Source organism: Aeromonas sp. Y289-2, from assembly GCF_027705925.1.
Lineage (GTDB): Bacteria > Pseudomonadota > Gammaproteobacteria > Enterobacterales > Aeromonadaceae > Aeromonas > Aeromonas veronii.
In genome coordinates, this window is sequence record NZ_JAPDCH010000007.1 from 186281 (window position 1) to 212870 (window position 26590).

Annotated in this window: 23 protein-coding genes and 1 riboswitch; of the genes, 15 read left to right on the forward strand and 8 right to left on the reverse strand. The window is 61.0% G+C overall.

Going from position 1 to position 26590, the window contains the following annotated elements; translation table 11 throughout:
- Positions 1 to 72 precede the first annotated feature (72 nt).
- Entirely contained in the window at positions 73 to 1917 is a 1845-nt protein-coding gene (locus OKC43_RS12825; RefSeq protein WP_236271963.1) for a M3 family metallopeptidase, read from the reverse strand.
- 276 nt (positions 1918 to 2193) lie between these two features.
- Here OKC43_RS12825 and OKC43_RS12830 point away from each other — a divergent pair, with 276 nt between their 5' ends.
- The 6 genes from OKC43_RS12830 to OKC43_RS12855 all read left to right on the forward strand — a co-directional run bounded on the left by OKC43_RS12830 (position 2194) and on the right by OKC43_RS12855 (position 8598).
- Positions 2194 to 3876, forward strand: coding sequence for a methyl-accepting chemotaxis protein (locus OKC43_RS12830; RefSeq protein ID WP_236271964.1), 1683 nt, complete (start codon positions 2194 to 2196; stop codon positions 3874 to 3876).
- A 264-nt stretch (positions 3877 to 4140) separates the two neighbouring features.
- A riboswitch (cyclic di-GMP riboswitch) is annotated at positions 4141 to 4226 on the forward strand.
- Between the two features lie 65 nt (positions 4227 to 4291).
- Positions 4292 to 5713: an N-acetylglucosamine-binding protein GbpA gene (gbpA, locus tag OKC43_RS12835; RefSeq protein ID WP_236271965.1), complete on the forward strand. Its 1422-nt coding sequence runs from the start codon at positions 4292 to 4294 to the stop codon at positions 5711 to 5713.
- Positions 5714 to 5996: 283 nt separating this feature from the next.
- A complete protein-coding gene (locus OKC43_RS12840; RefSeq protein WP_236271966.1) occupies positions 5997 to 7259 on the forward strand; it encodes an MgtC/SapB family protein in 1263 nt (420 codons plus the stop codon).
- Between the two features lie 86 nt (positions 7260 to 7345).
- Positions 7346 to 7936 carry a sugar O-acetyltransferase gene (locus OKC43_RS12845; RefSeq protein WP_236271967.1) on the forward strand — a complete coding sequence of 197 codons (591 nt, stop codon included), beginning with the start codon at positions 7346 to 7348 and terminating at the stop codon, positions 7934 to 7936.
- Positions 7933 to 8271: a DUF1294 domain-containing protein gene (locus OKC43_RS12850; RefSeq protein ID WP_204420204.1), complete on the forward strand. Its 339-nt coding sequence runs from the start codon at positions 7933 to 7935 to the stop codon at positions 8269 to 8271. Before OKC43_RS12845 ends, OKC43_RS12850 begins: the two co-directional genes overlap by 4 nt.
- A gap of 114 nt (positions 8272 to 8385) precedes the next feature.
- Entirely contained in the window at positions 8386 to 8598 is a 213-nt protein-coding gene (locus OKC43_RS12855) for a hypothetical protein (protein WP_005348798.1), read from the forward strand.
- Positions 8599 to 8683: 85 nt separating this feature from the next.
- Here the strand turns inward: OKC43_RS12855 and yrfG are convergent, their stop codons facing one another.
- The gene (gene yrfG / locus OKC43_RS12860) at positions 8684 to 9364 is read right to left on the reverse strand and encodes a GMP/IMP nucleotidase (protein WP_236271968.1); all 681 of its coding nucleotides are present in this window, start codon (positions 9362 to 9364) and stop codon (positions 8684 to 8686) included.
- A gap of 144 nt (positions 9365 to 9508) precedes the next feature.
- Here yrfG and nudE point away from each other — a divergent pair, with 144 nt between their 5' ends.
- The 3 genes from nudE (at position 9509) to OKC43_RS12875 (ending at position 12676) form a co-directional block, all read left to right on the forward strand.
- A complete protein-coding gene (gene nudE, locus OKC43_RS12865) occupies positions 9509 to 10117 on the forward strand; it encodes an ADP compounds hydrolase NudE (RefSeq protein ID WP_236271969.1) in 609 nt (202 codons plus the stop codon).
- Positions 10118 to 10154: 37 nt separating this feature from the next.
- Positions 10155 to 10967: a 3'(2'),5'-bisphosphate nucleotidase CysQ gene (cysQ, locus tag OKC43_RS12870; RefSeq protein ID WP_005348788.1), complete on the forward strand. Its 813-nt coding sequence runs from the start codon at positions 10155 to 10157 to the stop codon at positions 10965 to 10967.
- A gap of 437 nt (positions 10968 to 11404) precedes the next feature.
- Positions 11405 to 12676 (forward strand): aromatic amino acid transport family protein, encoded by a 1272-nt coding sequence (locus tag OKC43_RS12875; RefSeq protein ID WP_236271970.1) that lies wholly within the window; start codon positions 11405 to 11407, stop codon positions 12674 to 12676.
- Between the two features lie 71 nt (positions 12677 to 12747).
- Here OKC43_RS12875 and OKC43_RS12880 read toward each other — a convergent pair whose 3' ends face one another.
- The 3 genes from OKC43_RS12880 to metJ all read right to left on the reverse strand — a co-directional run bounded on the left by OKC43_RS12880 (position 12748) and on the right by metJ (position 14258).
- On the reverse strand, positions 12748 to 13086 hold the full coding sequence (locus OKC43_RS12880; RefSeq protein WP_270659335.1) for a tRNA-binding protein: 339 nt from the start codon (positions 13084 to 13086) through the stop codon (positions 12748 to 12750).
- 72 nt (positions 13087 to 13158) lie between these two features.
- The gene (locus OKC43_RS12885) at positions 13159 to 13893 is read right to left on the reverse strand and encodes an AraC family transcriptional regulator (RefSeq protein WP_236271972.1); all 735 of its coding nucleotides are present in this window, start codon (positions 13891 to 13893) and stop codon (positions 13159 to 13161) included.
- 41 nt (positions 13894 to 13934) lie between these two features.
- Positions 13935 to 14258, reverse strand: a complete 324-nt coding sequence (metJ, locus tag OKC43_RS12890; RefSeq protein WP_005340251.1) for a met regulon transcriptional regulator MetJ — start codon at positions 14256 to 14258, stop codon at positions 13935 to 13937.
- Between the two features lie 205 nt (positions 14259 to 14463).
- Here metJ and metB point away from each other — a divergent pair, with 205 nt between their 5' ends.
- Entirely contained in the window at positions 14464 to 15636 is a 1173-nt protein-coding gene (gene metB / locus OKC43_RS12895; RefSeq protein WP_236271973.1) for a cystathionine gamma-synthase, read from the forward strand.
- Positions 15636 to 18092, forward strand: coding sequence for a bifunctional aspartate kinase/homoserine dehydrogenase II (locus tag OKC43_RS12900; RefSeq protein WP_236271974.1), 2457 nt, complete (start codon positions 15636 to 15638; stop codon positions 18090 to 18092). The genes metB and OKC43_RS12900 overlap by 1 nt, the downstream gene beginning before the upstream one ends.
- 92 nt (positions 18093 to 18184) lie before the next feature.
- Here the strand turns inward: OKC43_RS12900 and OKC43_RS12905 are convergent, their stop codons facing one another.
- Positions 18185 to 19450: an inorganic phosphate transporter gene (locus OKC43_RS12905; protein ID WP_005343043.1), complete on the reverse strand. Its 1266-nt coding sequence runs from the start codon at positions 19448 to 19450 to the stop codon at positions 18185 to 18187.
- 25 nt (positions 19451 to 19475) lie between these two features.
- Complete coding sequence (locus tag OKC43_RS12910) at positions 19476 to 20156, reverse strand: TIGR00153 family protein (protein WP_005340244.1); 681 nt, start codon at positions 20154 to 20156, stop codon at positions 19476 to 19478.
- Positions 20157 to 20325: 169 nt separating this feature from the next.
- On the opposite strand from OKC43_RS12910, the gene OKC43_RS12915 reads away from it, so the two are divergent.
- Positions 20326 to 21294: a CYTH domain-containing protein gene (locus OKC43_RS12915; RefSeq protein ID WP_236271975.1), complete on the forward strand. Its 969-nt coding sequence runs from the start codon at positions 20326 to 20328 to the stop codon at positions 21292 to 21294.
- Between the two features lie 91 nt (positions 21295 to 21385).
- On the opposite strand, the gene dapA is transcribed toward OKC43_RS12915, so the two are convergent.
- The gene (gene dapA / locus OKC43_RS12920; RefSeq protein WP_040067320.1) at positions 21386 to 22258 is read right to left on the reverse strand and encodes a 4-hydroxy-tetrahydrodipicolinate synthase; all 873 of its coding nucleotides are present in this window, start codon (positions 22256 to 22258) and stop codon (positions 21386 to 21388) included.
- A gap of 280 nt (positions 22259 to 22538) precedes the next feature.
- On the opposite strand from dapA, the gene rsmC reads away from it, so the two are divergent.
- From rsmC to glgA, 3 genes are all read left to right on the forward strand, one after another.
- Entirely contained in the window at positions 22539 to 23567 is a 1029-nt protein-coding gene (gene rsmC / locus OKC43_RS12925) for a 16S rRNA (guanine(1207)-N(2))-methyltransferase RsmC (RefSeq protein ID WP_236271976.1), read from the forward strand.
- Positions 23568 to 23718: 151 nt separating this feature from the next.
- Positions 23719 to 24936, forward strand: a complete 1218-nt coding sequence (glgC, locus tag OKC43_RS12930; protein WP_005340236.1) for a glucose-1-phosphate adenylyltransferase — start codon at positions 23719 to 23721, stop codon at positions 24934 to 24936.
- On the forward strand, positions 24926 to 26386 hold the full coding sequence (gene glgA, locus OKC43_RS12935; RefSeq protein WP_270659338.1) for a glycogen synthase GlgA: 1461 nt from the start codon (positions 24926 to 24928) through the stop codon (positions 26384 to 26386). The genes glgC and glgA overlap by 11 nt, the downstream gene beginning before the upstream one ends.
- The last annotated feature ends 204 nt before the right edge of the window (positions 26387 to 26590 follow it).

The window sequence follows — 26590 nt, forward strand, 5'->3', positions numbered from 1 at the left end:
AGTCATCGCCGCGAACAGACATCAGAACCACGCCAAGAGTGCCCCCGGCTCAAGAACCGGGAGCATTCCAGCTTACGCAACTGAGGCTCGTGCGCTGTGGCTCAGGATCCACGCTTCGAAGTCGGCCAGCATGCGGGTTTCCGACTCGCTGTTGTCGGCGATAAGCTCGGCGCCATGTACCACCCGGATATGGGCATCGAGCGGGCTTCCCTCGCCAGCCACGGGGCGCTGCTGGGCGGCAGCCATGCAGGCCTGCGCCTGTTGCCACGCTTCGTCTGCGCTCAGGTTGCATGCCTCGGCCAGCGGCACCGCGCTGAATCCCTCGCCGGTCAGGCTGCGCAGGGTCTCATCGTGACTCATGCCGTTGCCCGGCCCCCAGTAGTGGGCGGCCAGATCCGGCCCGATACGCGGGTTGTCGGTGAGGTAGCCATCACGTTTGAGGAAAAAGGCGCGGGTCTGCTCCACCGCCATCAGCGCCAGCAGGTAGCCGTGATAGGCGCAGGCCGACTCCTGATTAAGAAGGTGCGGAATAGCCAGCAGCGGACGCGGGCTCTCGACCCCGACAATCTTGCGCTCCCATTGGCGGGCCAGCGCCAGCACCACCTCGGGGCTACGTTCGGCCTCATCCATGGCGTAGAGATCCCGCTCGAAGTAGGCCACCAGCGCGATCTGGCGTTCGTTAAACGCGCGAAACGGCTGACGCGCTTCAATCATCTCCTTGATGAGGGCATCGGGAACTGACTCTCCCACCGCATTTCTGGCGTAGCGTTTGAGCCAGTCGGCATCGTCCAGCAGGCTGTCGCAGAACATCGACTGGGTCTCGGCATAGGCCATTGAGGTGGGCGGAAACTCCTGTGAGAAGCAGGGGGCATTGCCGGTGACATTGGCAAAGTGCGCGGCGTGGCCTCCCTCGTGGAACAGGGTGTTGAGGCCACTCCAGCCGCTGCCCACCTGCGCCGGATCGGCCAGGCTGGTGAAATTGACCACAGCTGGCACCCACTCCCCCTGTTGGAAGAAGCTCGGTACCGGGCCGTGGCAGAAGCCGTTCTCGTATTTCCCCTCCCGGGTCAGCAAATCCAGCGTCAGGGTCGCCCCGCGATACTGGATGCCGAGCCGGCGGAAGCTCTCGACCCAATCCCGCAGCGCCCGCGAGAAGGGCACGTAAGGATCGAGCTGGCGGGTCACGTCGCCGCTCACGCTGTAACGCAGATTGTGAGGCAGCAGGGCCGCCTCGCCCTTGGCGGCCTTCAGCTCGGCCAGGCTCTGCTGCAACCGGGCGTCGGTGCGGGCAATAAAGTCGTCGAGGATGGCGAACAGCTGCTCCGGGCTCATCTGCTCGTTCTTGCGCACCTTGTAGTCGAAGTAGTCGCGATAGCCCATGGCGCGGGCAAAGCGGTTGCGGATCGCCACCACCTCGAGAAAACCGTTGCCGACCACCCACTGCTCCAGGGTGTGGAACATGGCGAGCGCGCTCTGGCGCACAGCCTCGTTCGGGCTGGCGGCAAGGGAGGTACTGGCGGCAGGCAGGCTGCCTGCGACCTGCTGACCCTGCTCATCCAGCAGGGTCAGTTTCAACCCCTTGCGGCGGGCAAACAGCGCCGCCTCGGCAGCCACCAGCTCATCCATCAGGGCGGCAGCGGCGGGATCTTCTATCACATTGCACTCGAAGAAGGCGATCCAGCCTTGCAGACCGCGCTTGAGGTCATCCTCGTCGGCCTGCGCCAACATCTCACGCAATTCGGGCAGACGGGCTGGATTGGCACAAAAGGCCTTGTAGGCCTGCTCGGCCGTGGTGAAACCGGCCTGATCATCGCTGGTGCCCATATAGGTGGACCAGAAGAGATCCTCCTTGCGCCTGTGCACCTGCAGGTAGTCGGCGTTGAGCTGGTTGAAGTAATTCCTGGCAATGGAACTCATAAATTCCCTCTTGTTATGGGGTCACCCGCAGCGGGGCCCACTCCTTTTTTTGAAGAAATGCCAAACCATTCACACTCTTTGGCAAAAATTGCGCAGGGATGCGCATCAACACGCTACCAAAAAGTGGGGGTTGCTGTCTGCTGACTATACTGATGTTAAAACGCTCATTTGAGAAAGCTCGGCAAGAGACTGAAAGTAAATGAGTTGTTAACTTTTACAAACTGGCTGCCGCAGTACAGAGCCACATAAAATCAACAGGGAAATGAGGGTTTAGTCATGTTCAAGCTCGGTGATATCACCGTGAGCCGCAAATTGATCTTGCTGCTCGCACTGGCGTTTGTCGGTTTTGTCTCGCTGCTGCTTATCTCGGCCAACGCGCTCCAGCGCAATCTGATGAGCGAGCGAGAGGCGCGGCTCAATGCGGTACTGGAGCAGGCCATGAGCCAGATCCAGTTTCTGGCCAACACCCTGCCAGCAGAGCAGGCTCAGCAGGAGGCGCGCAAGCTGCTGACCAACACCCGTTTTGATGGCAACAACTACCTGTTCGTCATCGACGAGAACCGCACTATGGTGGTTCACCCCATCCGCCCCGAACTGGTCGGCCAGAAGATGGGCGAAGGTGGTGCCGCCACCACCGGACAGTTCTGGTATCAGATGGTGGATATCGCCAAAGGGGGCAAACAGGGCACCCTGCAATATGTCTGGACAGGCCCATCGGGCGAAACCGCCGACAAGCTCTCCATGGTATCCGGCTATCAGCCCTGGGGCTGGATCCTCGGTTCCGGCATGCTGCTGCAAGATATTCAGCAGACCATCTGGGCCCAGTACATGAAGATGGGGACCGCCACCGCCATCGTGATCCTGCTGATGGGGCTGCTGGGCTGGCGCATCACCCACTCCATCGTCTCCCCCCTCAGCCAGATCAACAACGCCATGCAACGGGTCGCCAAGGGGGATCTGGTGGTGAGCATCCCGGTACAGGGCAAGGATGAGCTGGGAGTGGTCGCCCACTGTACCAACCAGAGTCTCGATGCCATCCGTCACGCCCTGCTGGAAGCCAGTCAGGGCGCTCGCAACGTGGCGGATGCAGCCCTGCGCATCGCCTCCTCTGCCGAGCAGACCAATCAGGCAGTCACCAGCCAGCGGGATCAGCTGGCCCAGCTCGCTACCGCCATGAACGAGATGAGCGCCACCATCTCCGATGTGGCCGGACACGCCGAAAATACCGCGCGGGATACCCAGGAAGCGACCGGTGAAGCGGGCCTAGGCAACCGTGACGTTCATGCCAGCGTGCACGGCATCAAGGCGCTGGCCACCGAAGTGGAGCAGGCCACCCAGCAGGTCAACCAGCTCAAAGAGGGGGTAATGCAGATCAGCGAAGTGACCGCCGTCATCAGCGCCATTTCGGAGCAGACCAACCTGCTGGCCCTCAACGCTGCCATCGAAGCAGCCCGTGCCGGCGAGCAGGGCCGCGGCTTTGCCGTGGTAGCCGACGAGGTGCGCCAACTGGCCAGCCGGACTCGCCAATCCACCGAGGAGATCCAGAGCACCATTGCCCAGTTGCAGCAACGGGCTGTCACCGCCGCCAACGCCATGGATACCAGCCGCAAACTGGCGGAGAGCAGCGTCAACCAGTCCCAGCAGGCGGGGCAGGATCTCACCCTGATCGTCAACCACATCCAGCATGTAAGCGACATGGCAACCCAGATCGCGACCGCCGCCGAGCAGCAGAGCATGGTGGCCGAGGATATGAACCGCAATGTCAGCGGCATCAACGACTCGGCGCTGGAGATGTCCCAGTCCGCCTCGCAACTGGCGCAGGAGAGCGAGCTGCTGGCCGGTCTCTCCCGCAGCCTGGATGAGCGGCTTGCGGTGTTCAAACTGGGCAAGGAGTCCGCCGCGGCGCCGATGATGGCGCCCCAATCTCCCCCCTCCGGCGAGCAGCACGCCCGTCATTGATGGCGTCAACCTGTGTCGCCTTGTCACCCGACCTGCCAGCCAAGCTGGCAGGTTTTTTTACGCCGCTAACACGCAGTCAGCATGCATCTTATCGGCATCTTCAACGTTAATCGGCGCCATTCACAGATAAGAGAACAATTTAAAAACAGCCAGTTAGAATGATTTGCGCGCCATTTGATGATGCGTTTAAACATTTAACTTCAAATAATTAATCAATGCGGTGCACAATGCTGATGGCCGAACATTTGGCCCATCACTAACCATCTAGTCATTTGGCAAACTGACCGAAAGGTCGGGACGCAAAGCCTCCGGTCTACAGACGTTTTGTCCAGGATAGCGGGGTTGCCACACGCAAGTGTGCATCGGGGAACTCCCCGGCCAACTGACTGCCCACATCTATCGAACAGAGGAATGTATGGCAGCAAAAATCCAACTCCATCACATCGCAGCGGTGCTGGCTCTGCTGGCCAGCGGCAGCGCCCTGGCTCATGGCTACATCAGCCAGCCAGAGAGCCGCAACTATCTGTGCAAAACCGGCGGCAACAGCCAGTGTGGCGGCGTGCAGTGGGAACCCCAGAGCGTGGAGGGCCCATCAGGCTTCCCGCAAACCGGCCCGCAGGATGGTCAAATCGCCTCGGCGGGCAGCCCGCGCTGGAGCGAGCTGAACATCCAGACCAGCGACCGCTGGACCAAGCGTGAAGTACAGCCCGGCCCCTTCGCCATCAGCTGGACCTTCACCGCAAACCACGTCACCCGCAACTGGCGCTACTACCTCACCAAGCAGGACTGGAACCCCAACCAGCCGCTCACCCGCGCCTCGTTCGATCTGACCCCCTTCTGCGTCATCGACGGCAACATGGTGCAGCCGCCCAAGCAGGTGACCCACAACTGCATCCTGCCGGAGCGCACCGGTTATCAGTTGATCCTCGGCGTGTGGGAAGTCGGCGACACCAGCAACAGCTTCTACAACATCATCGATGCCAAGTTCAAAGATGGCAGCCAGCCGCCGCTGGAGTGGAGTCAGGCCGGCACCATCTACCCCTCCATCGACCTCGCGGCAGGCGACAAGGCGATGACCCGGGTATTCGATGCCAACGGCGAGCGCCCCGATCTGCAAACCGTGCTGACCATCACCACTGCCGAACAGGGCCAGAAGAACAACTGGGCCCATGCCCTCGCCAGCAAGATCAACGCCGAACAGAGCCTGATCCGCGCCGGTCAGCAAGGAGCCGATGGCCAGTTCAATCCGGTCTACGGTATGAACCCCATCTATCTGCATCGAGACAGCAAACTGAAGCGGGTCGAGATTGACCTGCAACAGCAGCAACCGCCGGTGGTGGACAGTATCAGCGTCAGCGGTCTGGCCAGCGACTATGTGCTGGACAACGGCAAGGCAACCCTCGATTTCACCGTCACCGCACAGGGCGATCTGGCCGTCACCAACACCCTCTATGACCACGGCGGCGTGGCCAAGGGTGAAAGCAGTGCCGACATCAAGGACAGCAGCCACACCTTCACCATGGCGCTGGAAGGGCTCAAGGCAGGTCACCACCAGCTGGTGATCAAGGCCACCCCGAAAGCGGGCGGCGAGACCATCCAGCAGACCATGGACCTGATGTTCAAGGAGCAGAGCAGCGGCGAATATGACTTCGTCTTCCCGAACAACATCAAGTCCTACACCGCCGGTACCAAGGTGCAGCAGCCGAAAAATGGCAAGGTCTATCAGTGCAAGCCCTTCCCCTACAGCGGCTACTGCGTGCAGTGGGCCACCACCGCCACCCAGTTCGAGCCGGGTGTCGGGTCCCACTGGCAAGAAGCCTGGATTGAGCTGAAGTGATCCGCAGCGGGTCATGACGCCATCAATAAAACGGGGAGCCATTGGCTCCCCTTCTTGTCTTCTATCCCCGTTCAAATCTGGACGTCGATGGCGGGCTAGCAGCCCATAACACCTCCCCGATAGCCTGTACGACTCTTGCGCAGTGCTCGCGATCCATCTCTATTGCTCATATCAGCCACTCGCATCGGGAGCCGGACGCAGACTCTGTGAGCCATGCCCCTCTGCCACCTTTAACCCTGTGCCATCATGGGATCAGGCAGCAACGACGCGAAAGGAAGCCGCCATGTGGATCAATGCCGAACCCGTCAACGGAGCCCTGGTCTCGCTGGCCATCGGCCTGATTATCGGGCTGGAGCGGGGCTGGCAGGTGCGCCAGCTGGGGGATAACCAGCGCATCGCCGGGATGCGGACCTACGGCCTCATCGGCCTGCTTGGCGGGGTGTGCGGCTTGCTGCTGCCGATCCTGGGCCCCTGGCTGCCGCTGCTCGGCCTGCTGGCGGTGGTGATCGGCTGCGGCCTCTCGGTCTGGCTGGCCCAGCGCTGGCAGGGAGAGTTCGGCCTCACCAGCTCGGTAGCCATGCTGCTCACCTATCTGCTGGGGCTGATGTCGGTACTGCTGAGCCCGAGCGAGGCGGTGGCCTGCGCCGTGCTGGCGGCCCTGCTGATGGGGCTCAAGGGCAAGATCCAGCAGGGGATGCTGTTTCTCAGCGAGACCGAGTTTCACGCCACCCTGCGCTTTCTGCTCATCTCGCTGGTGCTGCTGCCGGTGCTGCCCAACGAGGAGATGGGGCCCCTCGATGCCTTTAACCCCTTCAAGATCTGGCTGATGGTGGTGGTGATCGCCGGCATCTCGTTTTGTGGCCACTTCGCGGTGCGGCTGCTCGGCACCCGCGCCGGGCTGGTGCTCACCAGCATACTGGCGGGATTGGCCTCCTCCACCGCCCTTACCCTGCAGTTCGCCCGTCTCAACAAGGAGCAGGGCGGGCTGGAGCGACTGCTGGCTACCGGCATCCTGCTGGCAGGGGCCACCATGTGGCTGCGGCTGCTGGTGCTGGTGCTGCTCATTCACAGCGAGCTGGCGATGCGCCTCATCGCCCCGCTCGTATTGCTGGCGGCCACGGTCTACGGCTTTGCCTTCTGGTTCTGGCGCCAGCGCGAGGAGCTGACAGACGGCCCGGTACAGCCGGAAACCAGCAACCCGCTCGATCTGGCCACCGCCATCAAGTTCGGCCTGCTGCTGGCGCTGATCGGCTTTATGGCAACTCTGCTGCAAGACAAGGTAGGCAACTCGGGGGTCTATCTGCTGGCGCTGGTGTCGGGGATCACCGACGTGGATGCCATCACCTTGTCGCTCTCCCAGCTCTCCCACAAGGAGCTGGCGCTGGAGGTGGCTGCCCGCGGCATCCTGCTCGCCGGTTTGATCAACTCGCTGGTGAAGGGGTTGCTGGCCCTCGGCATCGGCGGTCGCAGTCTGGGGCTGCGGGTGCTGCTCCCCTACTTCGTCTCGGCCCTGCTGATCCTCCCCCTCGTCTGGCCCGCAGGTTGACGGAGATCACCTGCAACAAGTGACAGACTGACGGCGCCCCTGACAGTCACGTATACTGCCTGCTCTTGCAGCATTAGGAGGTAGCAATGGCGAGCGACTGGGACAAGGTACTGGCAGGCGGGGCACTGGATAGCCAGAGTGAGGAGATAGCCAACGACCGGATCCGCGGTCAGGCGCTGCTGGCCCGGCTCAATGGTTCATCGGCGGGAGATGGCCCTCTGCGCCAGCAGATTTGCCGCGAGCTGTTCGGCCACTGCCCCGACTCCTGCTGGATCAGCACGCCCTTCACCTGCGAGTTTGGCCGCAACATCCACATCGGCGAGAAGACCTTCTTCAACTTCAACGTCACCATTCTCGATCTGGGTGAAGTGCATATCGGCAGCCATGTGCTGCTGGCCCCCAACGTGCAGATCTACACCGCCACCCACACCATGAACTATCTGGAACGACGCAACTGGACTGCCTACAACAAGCCGGTGCGGATCGGCGATGACTGCTGGATTGGCGGCGGCGCCATCATCTGCCCCGGCGTCACCATAGGGCCGCGCTCCATCATAGGTGCCGGCGCCGTGGTGACCCGCGACATCCCGGCCGACTCGGTGGCGGTGGGCAATCCGGCCAAGGTGATCCGCACCCTCAAGCAGGACGAGGAGCGCTGCTGGGAGCTGGCCCAATGATGGCGCTGGCGCTGCTGCCACTGGGCGCCGCCCTCTGGCTCGGCCTCGGCGAGCAGCTGTGGTGGCCGCTGGCCGTGTTGCTCTTCATGAGCCTGCTCACGGTAGCCGCCTACGCCTGGGACAAGCGGCAGGCGGTACGGGGTGAGTGGCGCATTCCCGAATCGAGGCTCCATCTGCTGGAGCTGTGCGGCGGCTGGCCGGGGGCGCTGGTTGCCCGCCAGTGGCTGCGCCACAAGACCCAGAAGCGCAGCTACCGGCTGGTCTTCTGGTTTATCGTGCTGCTGCACCTCACCCTGTGGGCGCTCTGGGTCGGTCGCCCCCTCTGGCAGCAATAGCCAACTGCATCACAAAGGCGAAACGGGACCCATTGCGGCCAATTGGCGGCTGTGAGAAAACAGAACGGATCCCATCAGCGTTTTCGCCGTTTATAGACGACAAGGAGTCGTGACATGACCATGTGGACAGGCATAGTCCTGATCGTATTTATCAGCGTATTGTTCGGATACCTCGGCAAGCGGGCCCGCTACCAGATGGGGGATGCCCGCATCACCGACCGCCTCGGCAAGCAGGATCTGGTCATTCGGGAGCTGCAGGAGCGGGTCGCCAATCTGGAGGCGATCGTCATCGAAGAGGAGAAGCGGCGCCCGTTTCGGGAGCTGTGATTTTTCGCCATCAGGCGTCAGATAACCAAAATTCAAATCAAAGAAAGAGGGCTGCATGATGCAGCCCTCTGTCGTTTTAGCAGATTCAGATCGCCAGCGGCAGCAACTCGGCATAGTCGCGGATCGCCGGAAAAGCGGTGATGCTCTGCTCCGGCTTGCAGCTATCCGGATTCTGGATCGCCAGCTGATAGCCGATACCGTAGTCGGCGGCAGCCTGCAGGATCCGCTCGCTATCATCCACAAACAGGGTGCGGGCCGGATCGAACGCCAGCCGCTCGGCCAGCGCCTGCCAGCAGTGCTGGCTCTCCTTCGACCAGCCCAGCTCGTGGGTGCTCACCATCAGATCCAGATGGTCGGCAAGGCCGAGCTGCGCATCCTTCACCGACAGACTGGCGGGGTGGGCGTTGGTAAAGAGCACCAGCTGTTTGCCCGCGGCACGTAGCTCGGCCAGAAAGGGGATGGCGTGGGGGCGCCACTGGATCTTGGCAAGCAACTCCTGCTTGAGGGCGCGAATATCGAGCCCTAGGGTCTCGCTCCAGTAATCCACGCAGTACCAGTTGAGGGTGCCGTTGACGGCGTGATAGTGGACGTCGATCTGTACTTTGGCTTCATCCAGCGGCAGACCGAGCCGCTCGGCGTAACGCTCCGGCACCAGCTGCTGCCAGAGGTGGTTGTCAAAATGCAGATCGATCAGGGTGCCATCCATATCGAGCAAGACGGTGTCTATCTGGTGCCAGGGCAAGGTGGTAGCGCGGGAGTGTGGCATCGGGCCTCTTGATCGCGGATCTCGGAAAACGGGGCGGCAGTATAACGGATTTTTCCTCCCCCTTTGCCATCCCTGGCCCGTGGTGTTCGGTGTGAGAGTCGTTTACTCTTGAAGCACGATTTTTTAACGAGCTGCCAGCGTCCGATGAGCGACCCCCACAAGAGCAAACCCGAGCACATCTCTGCCGACCAACTGGATCACCCCAAGAGCAAACCGGAGATCCTCAAAGCCGATATCGTCGCCGAGAGCCGACTGTTCAAGGTGGAATCGCTACACCTCAAGTTCTCCAATGGCGAAGAGCGTATCTACGAGCGGATGCGCGGCGGCAACCGGGGCGCCGTCATGGTGGTGCCGCTGTTCGATGCCCACACCCTGCTGCTGGTGCGCGAATATGCCGCAGGCACCCACTCCTACGAGCTGGGCTTCCCTAAAGGGCTGATCGACCCGGGCGAAGATGCCTTCGAGGCGGGCAACCGGGAGCTGATGGAGGAGGCAGGCTTTGGCGCCAACAGCCTCACCCTGCTCAAGCAGGTGTCGCTGGCGCCCGGTTACTTCTCCAGCCGGATGGACATTTTACTGGCGCGGGATCTCTTCCCCGAGCAGCGGATCGGCGACGAGCCCGAACCGCTGGAAGTGATCCCCTGGCCGCTGAACCGGATCGACGAATTGCTGGCGCGACCCGACTTCACCGAGTCGCGCAGCATCAGTGCCCTGCTCCTGGCCCAGAAGTGGCTGGCGGAGCAAGCAGAGTAGCCCGCAGACGGGCAGTTAACAGACAGAGGATAACGAGATGCAGGAGTTGTTGGCCTGGGTGCCGGGGGTCAAGGAGATTGCCCGCGAAGCCGGAAGGATCCTTCACGACATCTATCATGGCGGCCAGTTCGAGCGTCAGCTGAAGGAGGATGCGACCCCGGTCACCAGTGCCGATCTTGCTGCCGATGCCTACCTCAAACAGGCGCTCTCGGCGCTCACCCCCCATGTGCCGGTGCTGACCGAAGAGGCGGCCGACATCCCCTTCAGCCAGCGATCCAACTGGCGGCAGTACTGGCTGGTAGATCCCCTCGACGGCACCGGCGAATTTATCGCGGGCAGCGGCGATTTCGCTACCCTGATCGCCCTGGTGCGGGACAATGTGCCGGTGCTCGGGGTCATCTACGCCCCCGAGTCCAATGTGCTCTACTGGGCGGTGCGCGGCTACGGCGCCTTCAAGGAGGTGAATGGCGAAGTGTTGCCCATCAGCGCCATGCATCACGAGCATGAGCAGCCCGACTCACTGGTGGTGGCTATCAGCCGCCGCCAGAAGCTGGAGAACCTCACCCGCCGCCTCAACCCGGCCATCAACTACGAGCTGATCCCGCTTGGTTCCAGCTCCCTCAAATCCTGTCTGGTGGCGGAAGGGGCGGCCGATTGCTACGTGCGGCTCGGCCCCACCGGCGAGTGGGACACCGCCGCCGCCCAGTGCATCGTCGAGGCGGCCGGTGGCCGCATCCTCAGCCTAGCGTTGCAGCCACTCAGTTACAACGAAACCGAATCGCTGGAGAACCCTGACTTTATCGTGATGGGAGATCCGGATCTCGCCTGGGGCAACATTCTGGCCCACTAGGCGGATAGCGATATCATCACACCAGACAAGCAGGCGGCCCGATGGCCACCTGCTTTTTCAGGGAAGTTGCCCCGGGTGATGGCCGGTGTGATCCGCTGGTCAAGGCGCTCTTGAACAGCGTGATACGCTGGCAAAGCGGCAAAATGATAGTGAAACATCACAATCGGTCGGCGAGAAATGGTACGATTTTTCACGTAATTCTGAAAACACCTGATTAGCCAAAATAAAAAAATGACAGTGGATCAAATTTTGGTTTTATATTTCACAAAAATCACCAATATCAGTTTTGTTTCATTCTGCGATCCAGATTCCATTCCCAATCTCGCTGGCTAAACCCCGCAATGGCAGTGATATGTTTCAGTCTCGCTTTTTGAGAATTAAATCCCGATAAACCACAATGAACTCAGATTAAAACACTAACAAAAAGTGAATTAGTAATGAGTTTATCTGTAGAGGCTACCAAGGAGCTATCCGGTTCCGGCTCCACCACGTCCAGCACCACCCGCTGGCGCCGTCACGACACCCACTGGGTCATCAGTCTGTTTGGCACCGCCGTTGGCGCCGGCATCCTGTTCCTGCCCATCAATCTGGGCCTGGGCGGCATCTGGCCTCTCGTCATCGTCGCGGTACTGGCAGGTCCCATGACCTTCCTCGCCCACCGCGGGCTGGCGCGCTTCGTGCTTTCCTCGTCACGCCCCCACGCCGACTTCACCGAAGTGGCGGAGGAGCATTTCGGCAAAATGGCCGGTCGCCTCATCTCGGCGCTCTACTTCCTCTCCATCTTCCCGATCCTGCTCATCTACGGGGTCGGGCTGACCAACACGGTGGAGAGCTTCATGGTCAACCAGCTCGGCATGGCGACCCCGGATCGGGTGATGCTCTCCGGCGTGCTGGTGTTCGCCATGATCGCTGTGATGCTGGCGGGTGAGAAAGCGATGCTGCGCGCCTTCGCCTTTATGGTCTATCCGCTGGCGGCCATTCTGGCGGCCCTCTCCTGCTACCTGATCCCTCAGTGGCAGTGGCCGGAAGTGACCGCGTTTGAGGGAGTCAGCTTCCTCAATACCGTCTGGCTGGCGCTGCCGGTCACCGTGTTCGCCTTCAGCCACGCCGCCGCCATCTCCGGCTTTGCCAACGTGCAGCGTCGTGAATATGGCGAGCAGGCAGAAGCCAAGAGCGGCCTGATCCTGCGCAACACCACCGTAATGCTGGTGGGCTTCGTGCTCTTCTTCGTCTTCTCCTGCGTGCTGAGCCTCTCGCCAGCCCAACTGGCCGAAGCCAAGGCCCAGAACGTCTCCGTGCTCTCCTATCTCGCCAACATCACCGACAACCCGGTGATCGTGACTCTGGGGCCACTCATCGCCTTTATCGCCATCAGCTCCTCCTTCCTCGGTCACTTCCTCGGTGCCCGCGAGAGCCTGAAAAGCCTGATCGCCAAGCCCACCGGCCTGCCGCTGGCCAAGGCGGACAAGGTCGGCATCGCCCTGATGTTCTTCTCTATCTGGGGCGCCGCCGTCATCAACCCGGGCATTCTGGGGCTGATGGAGACCCTCTCCGGCCCGGTCATCGCCATGATCCTGTTCATCATGCCGGTGATTGCCATCTACAAGGTGGAGGCGCTGGCCCGCTTCCGTCACGGCTGGACCAACGGCTTTATCCTGCTGACCGGTTCGCTGGCGGTATCGGCGCTGATCTTCAGCCTGTTGAAGTAACGACTCGCAGCAGAAAACAAAAAGAGAGGCGACCCCGGGGTCGCCTCTCTTGTCTCTGTTCGGGTGTGAACTCAGCCCAGCTTGGCGCCGTTTTCCACCGCCCGCTCAGGGATAGCCATCACCACGGCGCCATCCGGCCGGTAGAAACCGGTCAGCAGAAATTCAGACTGAAACGGCCCTATCTGTTTGGTCGGGAAGTTGACTACGGCGATGATCTGGCGGCCCACCAGCTGCTCTGGCTGGTAGAGGGCGGTGATCTGGGCACTGCTCTTGCGTATCCCCAGCTCGGGGCCAAAATCCGCCCACACCTTGTAGGCCGATTTGCGCGCCTCGGGGAACGGCTCGACCCGCACCAGAGTGCCCACCCGGAGCTCCACCATCTCGAAATCCTGCCAGCTAATCGTCTCCATTTTGGCTCCTGTTTATCGTGCACCTTGCATGACCCGCAGCATGGCCCAAAGAGAGCATCTCGTCTTCGGCGATCAGCCGTTTCGTTGCGGCAGGCGGCCGTTTTGCTGGCGCCAGAGGGACGGAGTGAGCCCGGTCTCGGCCAGGAAGCGCTCGCCGAAGGCCCCCTGATTCTGGTAACCGCAGCGGCTGGCAATCTCCCCAATGGGCAGTTGCGTACCGGCAAGCAGGGTACGCGCCAGCGCCATGCGCCGACTGCGAATGTAGTGGGAGACGCTCATCCCCAGCTGCTGGCGAAAAGCGAGCTTGAACTGGCTCTGGCCAAGACAGGCGATGGCGGCGAGTTGCTGATTGGTCAGCGGGGCAGCGAGGTTGGCCTCGATATGGCGTTGCACCTTGAGGATGCGAGCGGCAAGGCGTGGAATGGCTGCGCTCTGCATCCCCTGCCCTTCCGCCAGCAGGGAGAGCCACACCTGCTCCATGCCCGCCACCTGCCGCCCCTCGGCCACCATGCGGTGCAGAAACGCGAGGTAGTGGCGCTGAGGCTCATCCAGCTCGATAAAGGGGCGGACTGCCAGATCCCCGGGCAGCCACTCGCTCTCCTGCACCAGAAACGAAAGCGCGGGATCGGCGGCGTAGTCGTGCCGCTCGCCGGGAGCGATGACGCAAGCAGAACCGGGGACAAGCCTGTGCCCCCGGCCCTGCACCTCGATCTCGAGGGGGCCATCGAGGGGGATCACCAGTTGGGCAAAGTCGTGGCTATGACTGCAGACATGGTGGTGATAGTGGCGCAGGCTGAAGCGGGACATGGCTGATAGCAATGACGCGGCCAGGGCCGCGTCATTGGGGGTTATTCCTTGTCGAAATCTTCGATCTCTTTGCCCAGCGCTTCCATGATGGCGCGCGCTTCGGCCGGGACACTGTCCGGTTGATCCTTGCGCAAGTCTTCGTCGCAAGGGAGCGGCTGGCCGGTGAAAGCGTGCAGGAAGGCTTCACAGAGCAGCTCGCTGTTGGTCGCATGACGCAGGTTGTTCACCTGACGGCGGGTGCGCTCATCGGTCAACACTTTCAACACCTTGAGCGGGATCGAGACGGTAATCTTCTTGACCTGTTCGCTCTTCTTACCGTGTTCCGCGTAGGGGCTGACGTAGTCGCCGTTCCACTCTGTTCCCATGACTCACCTGTTCTCATTTAGCCGTGAGCGCGGATTTTAACCCTTAAGGAAATTAATGGCAATCCAACAGCAAAGCCATTTAGACGTCTGGAAGTGTTGACGTCTTTTTTAAGCTGGCGTAGTGTGGTTGTCCATGAGCCCGCAATGGCGGGATGGCGCGTGGCAGCAAGATGCCGGCGTGTGAAGAGACATCAAGGAGAGTGATATGACCCACAAGGCCACCCTGGCGGTTCGCACCGGGATTGAGACAGACCAGCAACACGGTGCCGTGGTGCCCCCCATCTACCTCTCCAGCAACTACACCTTTGCCGACTTTGGCGAGCCCCGTCAATACGATTATGCCCGCTCCGGCAATCCGACCCGCACCAATCTGGCGGACGCGCTGGCGGCGTTGGAAGGGGGCGCTGGCGCCGTGGTTACCGGCACCGGCATGGGCGCTATCCATCTGGTCACCACAGCCCTGCTCAAGGCGGGGGATCTGCTGCTCGCCCCCCACGACTGCTACGGCGGCACCTGGCGCCTGTTCGAGTATCTGGCGGCCAAGGGCCACTACCGGGTGCAGTTTGTCGATCAGGGGGATGAGGCCGCACTGGCCGCCGCACTGGCGCAAAAGCCTGCACTGGTATGGGTCGAGACCCCCTCCAACCCGCTGCTGCGAGTGGTAGATATCAGTATCATCGCCAGCGCCGCCCACGAGGTGGGTGCGCAGGTGGTGGTGGACAACACCTTCCTCTCCCCCCTGCTGCAACAACCCCTGGCCCTCGGTGCCGACGTGGTGGTGCACTCCACCACCAAGTACATCAACGGTCACTCAGACGTGGTGGGCGGAGTGGCGATTGCCAAGGAGGCAGCACTGGCCGAGTCGCTGGTGTGGTGGGCCAACTGTCTGGGGCTCACCTCCGGGGCGTTCGACTCCTACCTCACCCTGCGCGGCCTGCGCACTCTGGCCCCCAGATTGCGCACCCATCAGGAGAACACCGATCGCATCCTCGCCTTCCTGCAACAGCAGCCACTGGTGAAACGCATCTATCACCCCAGCCTGCCGAGCCATCCGGGCCACGATATTGCGCGCCGTCAACAGTCCGGCTTCGGCGCCATGCTAAGTTTTGAACTCGATTGCAGCGAGGCAGGCATTCGCGCCTTCCTCGCGGCCCTCACCCTCTTCTCGGTGGCCGAGTCCCTAGGTGGGGTGGAGAGTCTGGTGGCCCATCCGGCCAGCATGACCCACAGGGCCATGACCCCGGCGGCGCAGCAGGCAGCAGGCATCAGCGCCCAGCTGCTGCGGTTGTCAGTCGGTATTGAACACGGTGAAGACCTGGTGGCCGATCTGGCTCAGGCTTTTGAACAGGCACAGCAGGCAGAACAGGTAGCGAAGTAATGGAACAGCAGCAACAAGGAGAGATCGCGGTGGCAGCAGAAGCAGGATTGAAGCGACGTCACGTCCACAAATTTGGTGGCAGCAGTCTGGCGGATCCGGTCTGTTATCGCCGGGTCGCCAGTATCGTTGAACAACAGGTGGGCGGGGATGAACTGATCGTGGTCTCTGCCGCCGGCAAGACCACCAACCGGCTGATCCAGCTGGTGGAGCTGGCCGAAGCGGGGGACGAAGCCGCCGGTGAAGCCATCTCTGCCCTGCTGGCCTATCAGCAGAGCCTGATCGACGGCCTGCTGGAGGGTGAACTGCAGCTCGATCTGAGCAAGCAGCTGGCCGACGACATGCAGCTGATCGCCAAAACGCTGGAAGGACAGTTTGACCGCTTCGCCCGCAACGGACTGCTCGCCTTTGGCGAAGTGTGGTCGGCGCGCCTGCTGGCAGCCCTGCTCACCAGCCGCGGCGACAAGGCTATCTGGCTCGACGCCCGCAGTTTCCTGAGCGCCGAGGATGGCGCTCTGGTCAAGGTGGATACCGCCCTCTCCAGCGAACTGCTCAAGGCGCGACTGGCGGAGCATGCCGGTCGCATCGTGGTAACCGGCTTTATCGCCGCCGACATGGAGGGGCGCTCCCTGCTGCTCGGTCGCAATGGATCCGACTACAGCGCCAGCCTGTTGGCGCTGCTGGCGGACGGCGAATCCACCACCATCTGGAGCGATGTGGCCGGGGTCTATAGCGCCGACCCGCGCCGGGTGAAAGAAGCGCGTCTGCTGGAGCGGCTGAGCCTCGCCGAAGCCAACGAGCTGGCCCGTCTTGGCTCTTCGGTATTGCACTCGCGCACCCTGCAACCGGTGGCCGACAGCCGCCAGCGCCTCACTTTGCGCTGCAGCTACAACCCGGATGAGGGCTGTACCCATATCCTGCGCCGCGCCCCCCGCTCCGGCGGCGCCCGCATCGTCTCCTCGGTGGATCAGATCGCCCTCATCGAGCTGAAGGTGCTGCCGCAGACCAACTATGAGCAGACGGTGGCCACCATCGAGGCCCATCTGGCCCGTCACCGCCTCAACCCGCTCACCCTGCAGCGCCAGCCGGATCGCAGGGTGCTGCGCCTCGCCTACACCCTCGAGGTGGCACAAGGCGCCTTCGAGCTACTGCGCGACTTCCAGCTGCAAGGGAGCTTCACCGGCCTCATCCAGAAAGAGGGGTTCAGTCTGGTGGCGCTGGTCGGCGCCGGTGTCACCGACAACGCGGAGCAGTGTCACCGCTTCTATCAGCTGCTGGCAGATCAACCACTGGAGTTCGTACAGGTGGCCCGAGATGGCCTGAGTCTGGTTGCCGTGCTGCGTCAGGTAGTGCTGGAGCCGCTGCTCATCGCCCTGCACAGCGCCCTCTTCAGCCGCCCGACCCGGGTCGGACTGGTGGTGTTCGGCAAGGGCAATATCGGCGGCCACTGGCTGAGCCTCTACGCCCGCGAAAAGGCACGGCTCGAACATGAACTCAATCTGGCGCTCACCCTCTACGGGGTGTTCAGCTCGGAAGGGGGCCTGCTCGATGAAGAGGGGCTCAACCCCCTCAAGGTACAGGACAACTTCAATCCCAAGCCACTGATCTGGCCGGAGTTGCTCTCCCAGCTTGAGCAGCACGGCTTCGATGCGCTGATTGCGCTGGACATGACCGCCAGCGAAACGGTGAGCCGCTACTACCCCGACTTCGCCCAGCTCGGCATTCACATCATCGCCGCCAACAAGTTTGCCGGTGCCGCCGACAGCGAGTTCTACCAGCGCATCAAGCAGACCTGTCGCGACCATCAGGTGCAGTGGCGCTACAACGCAACCGTGGGCGCTGGGCTGCCAATCCAGTCCAGCATCCAGATGCTGCGCCAGAGCGGCGACCGCATTCAGGGGGTCTCCGGCATCTTCTCCGGCACCCTCTCCTGGCTGTTCCAGCAGTATGACGGCACCCGCCCCTTCTCCGAGCTGGTGGACGAAGCATGGCAACACGGTCTGACCGAACCGGATCCCCGCGAAGATCTCTCAGGTCAGGATGTGCGGCGCAAGCTGCTTATTCTGGCGCGGGAAGCAGGCTTCGAGCTCGACTCCGCCGATATCGAGCTGGAGAATCTGGTACCCGTCACGCTGCGCAAGGTGACCGCCGATCAGTTCATGGACAGACTGAAAGAGCTGGATGGTCCGATCCAGACCGCCTTCGAAGGGGCCAAGCGCCTCGGCAAGGTACTGCGCTACGTCGCCCGCTTCGAGCATGACGGCAAGGCGCGGGTCGGACTGGAGGCGCTGGAGCCCCACCACCCGTTTGCCAACCTCTTGCCGTGCGACAACATCTTCGCCATCGAGAGCGACAGCTACCGCACCAACCCGCTGGTGATCCAGGGGCCGGGGGCAGGCCGGGAAGTGACCGCCGCCGCTATCCAGTACGATCTGTGGCAAATCTGCGCCAGCCTCTAAGGCTGATATGCAACGGGAGCAGCACTCAGCTCCCGCGCACAATAAAAAAGCCCGAGTCGATGACTCGGGCTTTTTGCTGAATGCCGCTTCGATTAGGAGAAGCAGGCCTGCAGCACGTAGAAGATGGCGATAGCCAGGATGGCACCGGCAGGCAGGGTGATGATCCAGGAGACCACGATGTTGCGCAGTACCCCCAGGTTCAGCGCCGCAATGCCGCGCGCCAGACCGACACCCATCACAGCACCGACCAGGGTCTGGGTGGTGGAGATGGGCAGACCGGTACCGGAGGCAATCACCACGGTTGCGGCAGTGGCCAGCTGGGCAGCAAAACCACGGCTCGGGGTCAGGTGAGTGATGCCGGTACCGACCGTCGCCATCACCTTCTCGCCCATGGTCGCCAGACCGATCACAATACCGATACCGCCAAGGGGCAGGATCCACCAGGCAATGGCTGCCTGACTGGAAATCTCGCCACCGGAAGCCACGATAGAGGCCACCGCAGAGAGCGGGCCAATGGCGTTGGCCACGTCGTTGGAACCGTGGGCAAAGGCCATGGCACAGGCAGTGATCACCATCAGGATGCCGAACACCTTCTCCACGTTGGCGAAGTGCATCTTGCTGTCATCCTGCGGGTTGTACTTCTGGCCGCGAATGTAGATCCAGCCAGCAAACGCCACTGCGATGGAGATGGCGATGGAAAGCAGAATGCCCTCGCCATCGCTCAGGTGCAGACCGACGTGGGTCAGCCCCTTCTTGATGGTCACCAGACAGATCACCAGCGCAGTCAGGAACATGTAGAACGGCACATAGCGCTTGGCGTTGTTCAGGGGATCATCGGTGTTGAAGATAAGCTTCTGCACGCTGATGAACATGAAGTAGGCGATGACACCTGAGATGGCCGGGGTGATGACCCAAGAGCCGACGATGCCGCCAAACTTGCTCCACTGCACCGCTTCCGGGCCAATGCTCACCACCGCAAAACCGACGATGGCGCCGATGATGGAGTGAGTGGTCGAGACAGGCCAGCCGAAGTAGGAGGCGAGGATCAACCAGGCGCCTGCCGCCAGCAGGGAGGCGATCATGCCGAGCACCAGCAGGTCCGGGCTATCGACAAACGCATTGCTGTCGATGATGCCGTTACGGATGGTGGCCGTCACTTCGCCACCAGCCAGATAGGCACCGGCAAATTCGAAGATCATGGCAATGATGATCGCCTGACGGATGGTCAGGGATTTGGTGCCGACCGATGTCCCCATGGCGTTGGCCACGTCATTCGCGCCAATGCCCCAAGCCATCAAAAAGCCGAACAAGGCCGCCACGAGCACCAGAGTGGTGCCGTAATTCGCGATAATGTCCATTAGTAGTGTTTACCCAGTCAGTCGATTACGAACGAGCCAGCATCAGTTCCAGACGGGCGCCTACGCGCTCGGCCTGATCTGCCAGGTCACCTACCCATTCGAGGATCTTGTAAAGGAACATCACATCGATCGGATTGTAATTGTGCTCAACCGCTTGCAGCTGTTGGCGCAGTCCGATCTGCATGGTGTCTGTATCGTCCTCGATCAGATCCAGCTGGTGGATCATCTCGGCAACCATTTCCACTTCCCGTCCTTTGAAGCCGGTCTCGAGCAGCTCGTCGAGCTCCCCGATCGCTTTCTCGGCCTGAGCGGTCGCATCAATACAACGTTTGAGGTAAGCCATGAAATCCGTCCGCATTTCGGCGGGGAACTCCATGCGACGGCCAAGCATGCGGCCGGAGATATCCTTGGCACGGTTGGCAATCTTGTCTTGCTGGGTCAACAGCTCCAGCAGGTCGGTACGTGCAACCGGCAGGAACAGGCCGCGAGGCAGTTTCAGACGGATTTCACGCTTGAGGGTATCTGCCTCTTTTTCCAGTTGGGCGATCTGTTGCCGGATCTTCTCGGCATCTTCCCAACGGTCTTCGGCAACAGCGTCAAAGAAGGGAACCAACTGCTGGGAGCACTGGTGAACCTTGACGATATGCTTCTGCAGCGGCTTGATGGGGGACTTGGCAAAAAGCCCCAAAATAGTATTTACTGGCATGGCCAAACCTGTGTCGGTGAAAAAACACTCGATACGATTTTATGAGGCGCGCATGGTAACCGAACTGCGCCCTCAATTAAACCGCGAATTAATCTAGTCGTCTCGCGGGCATTATATCCCCGCGACCCGAATCCTGCCCCCCAAAGTTGCCTGCCAGCCCGGAATGACTATGCAAACTGAGATCGAGATAAAGTTTTTTGTCGCCCGCGACATTCAAGCCAAGTTATCCAACCTGCTGAATTCTCTTGAGATTAAAGAATCGTCACAACAGCAGCTCGGCAACGTCTATTTCGATACGCCGACCTTGGCTCTGCGCCAGCTGGAGATGGGACTGCGGATCCGCCGCTGCGATGCCTTCGCCGAGCAGACCATCAAATGCCGCGGTCAGGTGGTGGGCGGCCTGCACGCCAGACCCGAGTACAACGCTCCCGTGAGCGGCGATCTGCCGACCCTCTCGGCCTTTCCCGATGAGATTTGGCCGACTCTGACCGAGCGTGACCACATTCAGCAGCAGCTGGTCGCCCAGTTTCGCACCGACTTCCTGCGCCGCCACTGGTTGATCGCCTTCGAGGGGGCCGAGATTGAGCTGGCCTGGGATCAGGGAGAGATAGTCGGCAGTCAGGGCAGCACCACCATCAACGAGCTGGAACTGGAGCTCAAATCAGGCGCGACCGCGGCGCTGTTTGCACTGGCCCGGCGCCTTGCCAGGATCGGCGGGCTGCGCCTTGGCGCCCAATCCAAGGCCCAGCGCGGCTATCGACTGGCTGGTCTTGGCAAACCGCTGGCCCTGCAGGCGCTGGTCGAACATGAAGGTATGGATGGCATAACGGGGGTAAGCGAGGGGCTGCGTCACTGGCAGCATCACGAGCAGCTCTGGCTGGAGCATCCTCAGGATAAAGGCATTCAACAGCAGGCACTCGCGGCCCTGTGCCAGGGGATCGATCTGGTCGCCCGCAGTGCGGCCGCGCTGCCACAACCCGCACCTTGGCTGCCTGCATTGACCAACCTGCACGCCCATCTGCAAGCCCAGTCGGGCGAGCAAAACGAGTGGCCTGCCGAGCTGGCCGATCTCTTCCTCTATCCGGCGTATGTCGAGTTGCAGCTGGCCATCGCCGCCTGGTTGCATCACGCAGCCTGAGCGTGGCCATACCGTTACTAAAGGTCGGAAATAAAGACCGGAAACAAAAGCCGAAAACAAAACGGGTGAGCCTTGGCTCACCCGTTTTGCACTACAGCAGGTTGAGCTGCTGCATGGCGCTGCGAATGCGCTCGCGGGTCGCTTCTGACAGCGGCATCACCGGCAGGCGGCACTCCTCGCTGCAGAAACCGAGCAGGGAAGCGGCATATTTGGCACCAGCCGGGCTCGGCTCGGCAAACATCGCCTGATGGAGCGGAATGAGCTTGTCTTGCAGTTCACGCGCTTCTTGCCACTTGCCGGCCAGCGTGAGGTTCTGCACCTCGGCCACCAGCTTGGGGGCCACGTTGGCGGTCACAGAGATACAGCCCTGACCACCGCCGATGTTGTAGGCCACAGCCGTGGCATCTTCACCGGATAGCCAGGCGAAAGGCTTTTTGATCAGCTGGCGTTCGGTCCAGGGGCGCGCCAGATCGCCAGTCGCGTCTTTCACCCCGGCAATGCGCGGCAGTTCGGCCAGACGGGCCAGGGTCGCGGGCTGCACGTCAACGATGGCGCGCGGCGGAATGTTGTAGACGATGATCGGCTTGGCGGTGGCATCGTGTACCACCTTGAAGTGGTGGTAGAGCCCCTCCTGATTGGGACGGTTATAGTAACCAGCCACATGCAGGGTGGCATCGGCGCCCACCCGCTCGGCATGGAGGGTGTACTCGATGGCTTCGACCGGATTGTTGGAGCCCGCTCCGGCAATCACCGGAATGCGACCAGCGACCTGCTTGACCACCAGCTCCACCACCCGGCAGTGCTCGTCATGGGTCAGGGTCGGGCTTTCCCCCGTGGTACCCACCGGCACAATGCCGTGAGTGCCCTGTTCGATATGCCACTCCACCAGACGCAGCAGCGCCTCTTCATCCAGCTTTCCCTGTCGAAACGGGGTGATCAACGCAACGATTGAACCTTGAAACATGGGATCTCCTTCTCCTAAATGACGCGCATATGGCAATAAAAAACCCCGGTACGATGTGCGCAACCGGGGTTTGAAGCTTCTCAGGGATGAGAGGTTACGCGCGAACGTCGGCAGGCCCGAATTTCAGGCTTTTTTTATGCTTTCGTTTCAACCCGTTGAACCGCATTTCGTCATCTCTGGTCAAAAAATGGTGTCTGGGCATATTTCGGGAACACGGCATAAATGTCAAGGCGAAAGGGGCTATGTATAATGGCCGCCCAAAATTGCGTGGAGAGACCCGATGAGCAGCCCAATCAGTGCCGTCAGCCAGATGCTGGAACGAAACCAAGCCCTCTTTGTCGGCAAGCGGCTACTTGTCTGCGGCGCGCTGGAGGATGACTACCCCCGCCAGCTGGCGAGCCTGGCCCAGACCCTGACCGTCTTTACCACCGATTACTGCTACTACCGCAGCCAGCAGGCCGCCCTCGGCGAGGCTATCCTGTTCGACCACCAGCTCGGTGGAGCCCCGCGCTTCGATGCCCTGTTGCTGCTGATGCCCAAGGCCAAGGCCGAAGCACAATATCTGCTGGCCATGATGACCCCCTTGCTGGAAGCGGGTGCCGATCTGTTCCTCGCCGGTGACAACCGCGGCGGCATCAATGGCGCCGACAAGCTGCTGGCCCTCTATGGCGAAAAGCCAATCAAACGTGACTCGGCCCGCCGCTGCTCGCTCTATCATGGCGAGCTCTGCAAACCGGTCGCCCCGTTCGATCTGGATAGCTGGTTTGGCCGCTACCAGTGCAAGGCCGGTGATACCGAACTGACCGTGCTGGCGCTGCCCGGCGTCTTCAGCGCCGCCGAGCTGGATCTCGGCACCCAGATGCTGCTGGCCGCCGTGCCGCCGATGAAAGGCGAGCTGCTCGATTTTGGCTGCGGCGCCGGGGTGATTGGGTCCGTGCTGGCCAAGCGCAATCCGGATCTGCGGGTCAACATGGTAGATATCAGCGCACTGGCACTCGAATCGAGCCGCCGCACCCTGGCGATCAACGGTCTGCAGGGCAAGGTCACCGCTTCCGATGTCTATTCGGATGTCTTCACCCGTTTCCAGCACATCGTCTCCAACCCGCCATTCCATGCGGGTCTCAAAACCTTCTATGCGGCAACCGAGCAGTTCCTGGCCAAGGCGCCGGAATTTTTGCTGCCAAATGGTTCGCTGACCATTGTTGCCAACGCCTTCTTGCGCTACCAGCCTATACTGGAGACACACTTCAAACGGACTGAAGTGATCAGCAGTGATGCCAAATTCAAGGTCTATCTGAGCAAAATGTAAATAAGTGTAAGCAGCACAATAAAACAGCTAGAGAGCGCCATCCGGCATCTGATAAGGTATTAAGCACACGATAAAAACCACCCCTTTAGGGGTGTTTTTATACCGAACATTGAAAGCCTTTTCATGTTGTTAATTCAGGGAGAGAAATACGATGGCAGGCATTTTGACCATGATCCTGGCTGGTGGCGAAGGTACTCGCCTGCAGCCTCTGACCACTACCCGCAGCAAGCCTTCCGTCCCCTTTGGTGGCAGCTACCGGCTGATCGACTTTGTCCTCAACAACTTCGTCAACGCCGACTTTCTGCGCATCTATGTACTGACCCAATTCAAATCACAATCCCTCTACCTGCACATGAAGAAGGGGTGGAATATCGTCGGCATCACCGACCGATTTATCGATCCCATCCCGGCCCAGATGCGGATGGGCAAACGCTGGTACGACGGCACTGCCGACGCCATTTACCAGAACCTCGGCTTTATCGAGCGGGCCGAACCGGATCATGTCTGCATCTTCGGCTCCGACCACATCTACAAGATGGATGTGAGCCAGATGGTCACCTTCCACAAGCAGAAGAACGCCGCCATGACGGTCGCGGCCCTGCGCATGCCCATCGAAGAGGCGAGTGCCTTCGGGGTGATCGAGGTCGACACCGAAGGGCGGATGATCGGCTTTCAGGAAAAGCCAAAACAGCCCAAGCACATTCCCGGCGATCCGACCCAGGCGCTGGTCTCCATGGGCAACTACATCTTCGAGACCGATGCCCTCTGCCGCGAGTTGAAGCGGGATGCCGCCGAGGAGAACTCCAGCCATGACTTTGGCAAGGATGTGATCCCGAGCCTCTACCCGCGCGCCCCCGTCTATGTCTATGACTACAGCACCAACGTCATCCCCGGCGAGAAACCGCACGTCTACTGGCGGGATGTGGGCACCCTCGACTCTTATTGGCAAGCGCACATGGACCTGGTGGCCGACAATCCCCCCTTCTCCCTCTATAACCGCAAGTGGCCCCTGCACACCCACTATCCGGCGCTGCCGCCTGCTACCTTCATCGACAGCGACGAGTGCAAGGTGAAGATCGCCAACTCGCTGATCTCCGCCGGTTGCTTCATTCAGGGCAGCCAGATCCAGCGATCCATCCTCGGTTTCCGCTGCAATATCGGCGCGTGCAGCCATATCAGTGAATCCGTTCTGCTGGGGGATGTGAAGATTGGTGAAGGGTGCTCCATCCGGCGCGCCATCATTGATAAAAACGTTGAAATTGCGCCAGGCACCGTTATCGGTGAAAATCTGGACCACGATAGAGAGCGATTTACCGTATCCGAAGGCGGTATCGTGGTGGTACCTAAGGGAGCAAGAGTTGGCTATTAACCCACTGAAAATCCTGTTTGTTGCCTCGGAAGTTGAGGGGCTGGTCAAGACCGGGGGCCTGGCCGATGTCGCCAGAGCCCTGCCGATGTACCTGGCCCAGAAGGGGCATGATGTCAGGATCATGCTGCCCTTCTACAAGACGATAAAGCGACGGGATGAGGCCAGACTGGTGGCATCACGCTGGTTGCCAACCCACCCCGGGCTGCCGGATATCGGTTATCGCATCTACCAGATGGAGCTGGATGGCGTCTGCGTCTATCTGCTCGACTGCCCACAATATTTCGATCGTCCCCAGCTCTACGCCGAGAACAATCAGGCCTATCCGGATAATGGCGAGCGCTTTGCCTTCTTCTCGGCCGCGGCCCTCCATGCCTGCGAGCAGCTTGGCTTTGCCCCGGATATCGCCCACTGCAATGACTGGCACACCGGCCTGCTGCCACTGCTGCTGAAAACCCGCCACGCTCACAACCCCTTCTTCCAGCAGACCCGCAGCGTAATTAGCATTCACAATGCGGCGTTTCAGGGAGTGTTTGGCCGCGAGCAGTTCTGGGCCATGCCCGAGATCGCCGACTACGAACGCCGCATCAACTACGACTACGGCCACGTTAATCTGCTCAAATGTGGGGTGCTCTACGCCGACAAGATCAACGCGGTCAGTCCCAACTATGCCCAGGAGCTGCTGACTCACCTAGGCGCCCACGGCATGGCGCATATCTTCCAGCAACGGGCGGCCGATCTCTGCGGCATCCTCAACGGCTGCGACTACAAAGACTGGGATCCGGAGTTCGACGAATTCCTGCCTGCGACCTACAGCATCGACAACATGGCTGGCAAACAGATCTGCAAACAGAGCCTGCAGCAGGAAGCGGGGCTGGCCGTAGCGGACTTGCCCATCTACGGCATGGTTTGCCGCCTGACCGAGCAGAAGGGCGTTCCCCTGCTGCTCCCTGCGCTGGAGAAATTCCTCCACCATCAGGTACAAGTGGTGATCGTCGGCTCTGGCGATCCTACGCTCGCCACGCAACTGCAAACCATGGCCCGGGATTATCCGGGCAAGCTCGCCTTCATCAACACCTATGACGATCGGCTGGCTCATCTGGTCGAAGCCGGTGCCGACTTCTTCCTGATGCCCTCTCTGTTCGAGCCTTGCGGCCTCAACCAGATGTACAGTCTCGCCTATGGTACCCTGCCACTGGTGCGCGCCGTGGGTGGTCTGAAAGATACCGTGGTGGATTGGGATGCCGATCCCGAGCATGCCACCGGCTTCTGTTTTAACGATCCGACTGCCGCCATCCTGCTCGATACCATGCGCCGCAGCCTGCTCTATTTCCTGCAGGACAAAGAGCGTTTTACCAAGGTACAGCGCAATGCCATGAGCACCCGCTTCAACTGGCCTGACTCGGTCACCCAGTATGAACGGATGTATCAGAGCGCATTGGGCCGTTACTGAACGCCAAACGTCAGCTGATTGCTGAAGTTTTGTACCCTTGGCGCCACTTTGAGCGTCAACAGCGAAAAAAGTCCCCTTTGGCTGTTGACGCTCCCCCAAAACTCTATAGAATCCCCCTCCGCAGTGATGCGAAGGTGGCGGAATTGGTAGACGCGCTAGCTTCAGGTGTTAGTGTCCCACGGATGTGAGGGTTCGAGTCCCTCT

Bases quoted from the DNA above. Each gene is read 5' to 3' on its own strand.
- OKC43_RS12825 (WP_236271963.1), bottom strand. From the start codon at position 1,917: ATGAGTTCCATTGCCAGGAATTACTTCAACCAGCTCAACGCCGACTAC.
- OKC43_RS12830 (WP_236271964.1), top strand. From the start codon at position 2,194: ATGTTCAAGCTCGGTGATATCACCGTGAGCCGCAAATTGATCTTGCTG.
- gbpA (WP_236271965.1), top strand. From the start codon at position 4,292: ATGGCAGCAAAAATCCAACTCCATCACATCGCAGCGGTGCTGGCTCTG.
- OKC43_RS12840 (WP_236271966.1), top strand. From the start codon at position 5,997: ATGTGGATCAATGCCGAACCCGTCAACGGAGCCCTGGTCTCGCTGGCC.
- OKC43_RS12845 (WP_236271967.1), top strand. From the start codon at position 7,346: ATGGCGAGCGACTGGGACAAGGTACTGGCAGGCGGGGCACTGGATAGC.
- OKC43_RS12850 (WP_204420204.1), top strand. From the start codon at position 7,933: ATGATGGCGCTGGCGCTGCTGCCACTGGGCGCCGCCCTCTGGCTCGGC.
- OKC43_RS12855 (WP_005348798.1), top strand. From the start codon at position 8,386: ATGACCATGTGGACAGGCATAGTCCTGATCGTATTTATCAGCGTATTG.
- yrfG (WP_236271968.1), bottom strand. From the start codon at position 9,364: ATGCCACACTCCCGCGCTACCACCTTGCCCTGGCACCAGATAGACACC.
- nudE (WP_236271969.1), top strand. From the start codon at position 9,509: ATGAGCGACCCCCACAAGAGCAAACCCGAGCACATCTCTGCCGACCAA.
- cysQ (WP_005348788.1), top strand. From the start codon at position 10,155: ATGCAGGAGTTGTTGGCCTGGGTGCCGGGGGTCAAGGAGATTGCCCGC.
- OKC43_RS12875 (WP_236271970.1), top strand. From the start codon at position 11,405: ATGAGTTTATCTGTAGAGGCTACCAAGGAGCTATCCGGTTCCGGCTCC.
- OKC43_RS12880 (WP_270659335.1), bottom strand. From the start codon at position 13,086: ATGGAGACGATTAGCTGGCAGGATTTCGAGATGGTGGAGCTCCGGGTG.
- OKC43_RS12885 (WP_236271972.1), bottom strand. From the start codon at position 13,893: ATGTCCCGCTTCAGCCTGCGCCACTATCACCACCATGTCTGCAGTCAT.
- metJ (WP_005340251.1), bottom strand. From the start codon at position 14,258: ATGGGAACAGAGTGGAACGGCGACTACGTCAGCCCCTACGCGGAACAC.
- metB (WP_236271973.1), top strand. From the start codon at position 14,464: ATGACCCACAAGGCCACCCTGGCGGTTCGCACCGGGATTGAGACAGAC.
- OKC43_RS12900 (WP_236271974.1), top strand. From the start codon at position 15,636: ATGGAACAGCAGCAACAAGGAGAGATCGCGGTGGCAGCAGAAGCAGGA.
- OKC43_RS12905 (WP_005343043.1), bottom strand. From the start codon at position 19,450: ATGGACATTATCGCGAATTACGGCACCACTCTGGTGCTCGTGGCGGCC.
- OKC43_RS12910 (WP_005340244.1), bottom strand. From the start codon at position 20,156: ATGCCAGTAAATACTATTTTGGGGCTTTTTGCCAAGTCCCCCATCAAG.
- OKC43_RS12915 (WP_236271975.1), top strand. From the start codon at position 20,326: ATGCAAACTGAGATCGAGATAAAGTTTTTTGTCGCCCGCGACATTCAA.
- dapA (WP_040067320.1), bottom strand. From the start codon at position 22,258: ATGTTTCAAGGTTCAATCGTTGCGTTGATCACCCCGTTTCGACAGGGA.
- rsmC (WP_236271976.1), top strand. From the start codon at position 22,539: ATGAGCAGCCCAATCAGTGCCGTCAGCCAGATGCTGGAACGAAACCAA.
- glgC (WP_005340236.1), top strand. From the start codon at position 23,719: ATGGCAGGCATTTTGACCATGATCCTGGCTGGTGGCGAAGGTACTCGC.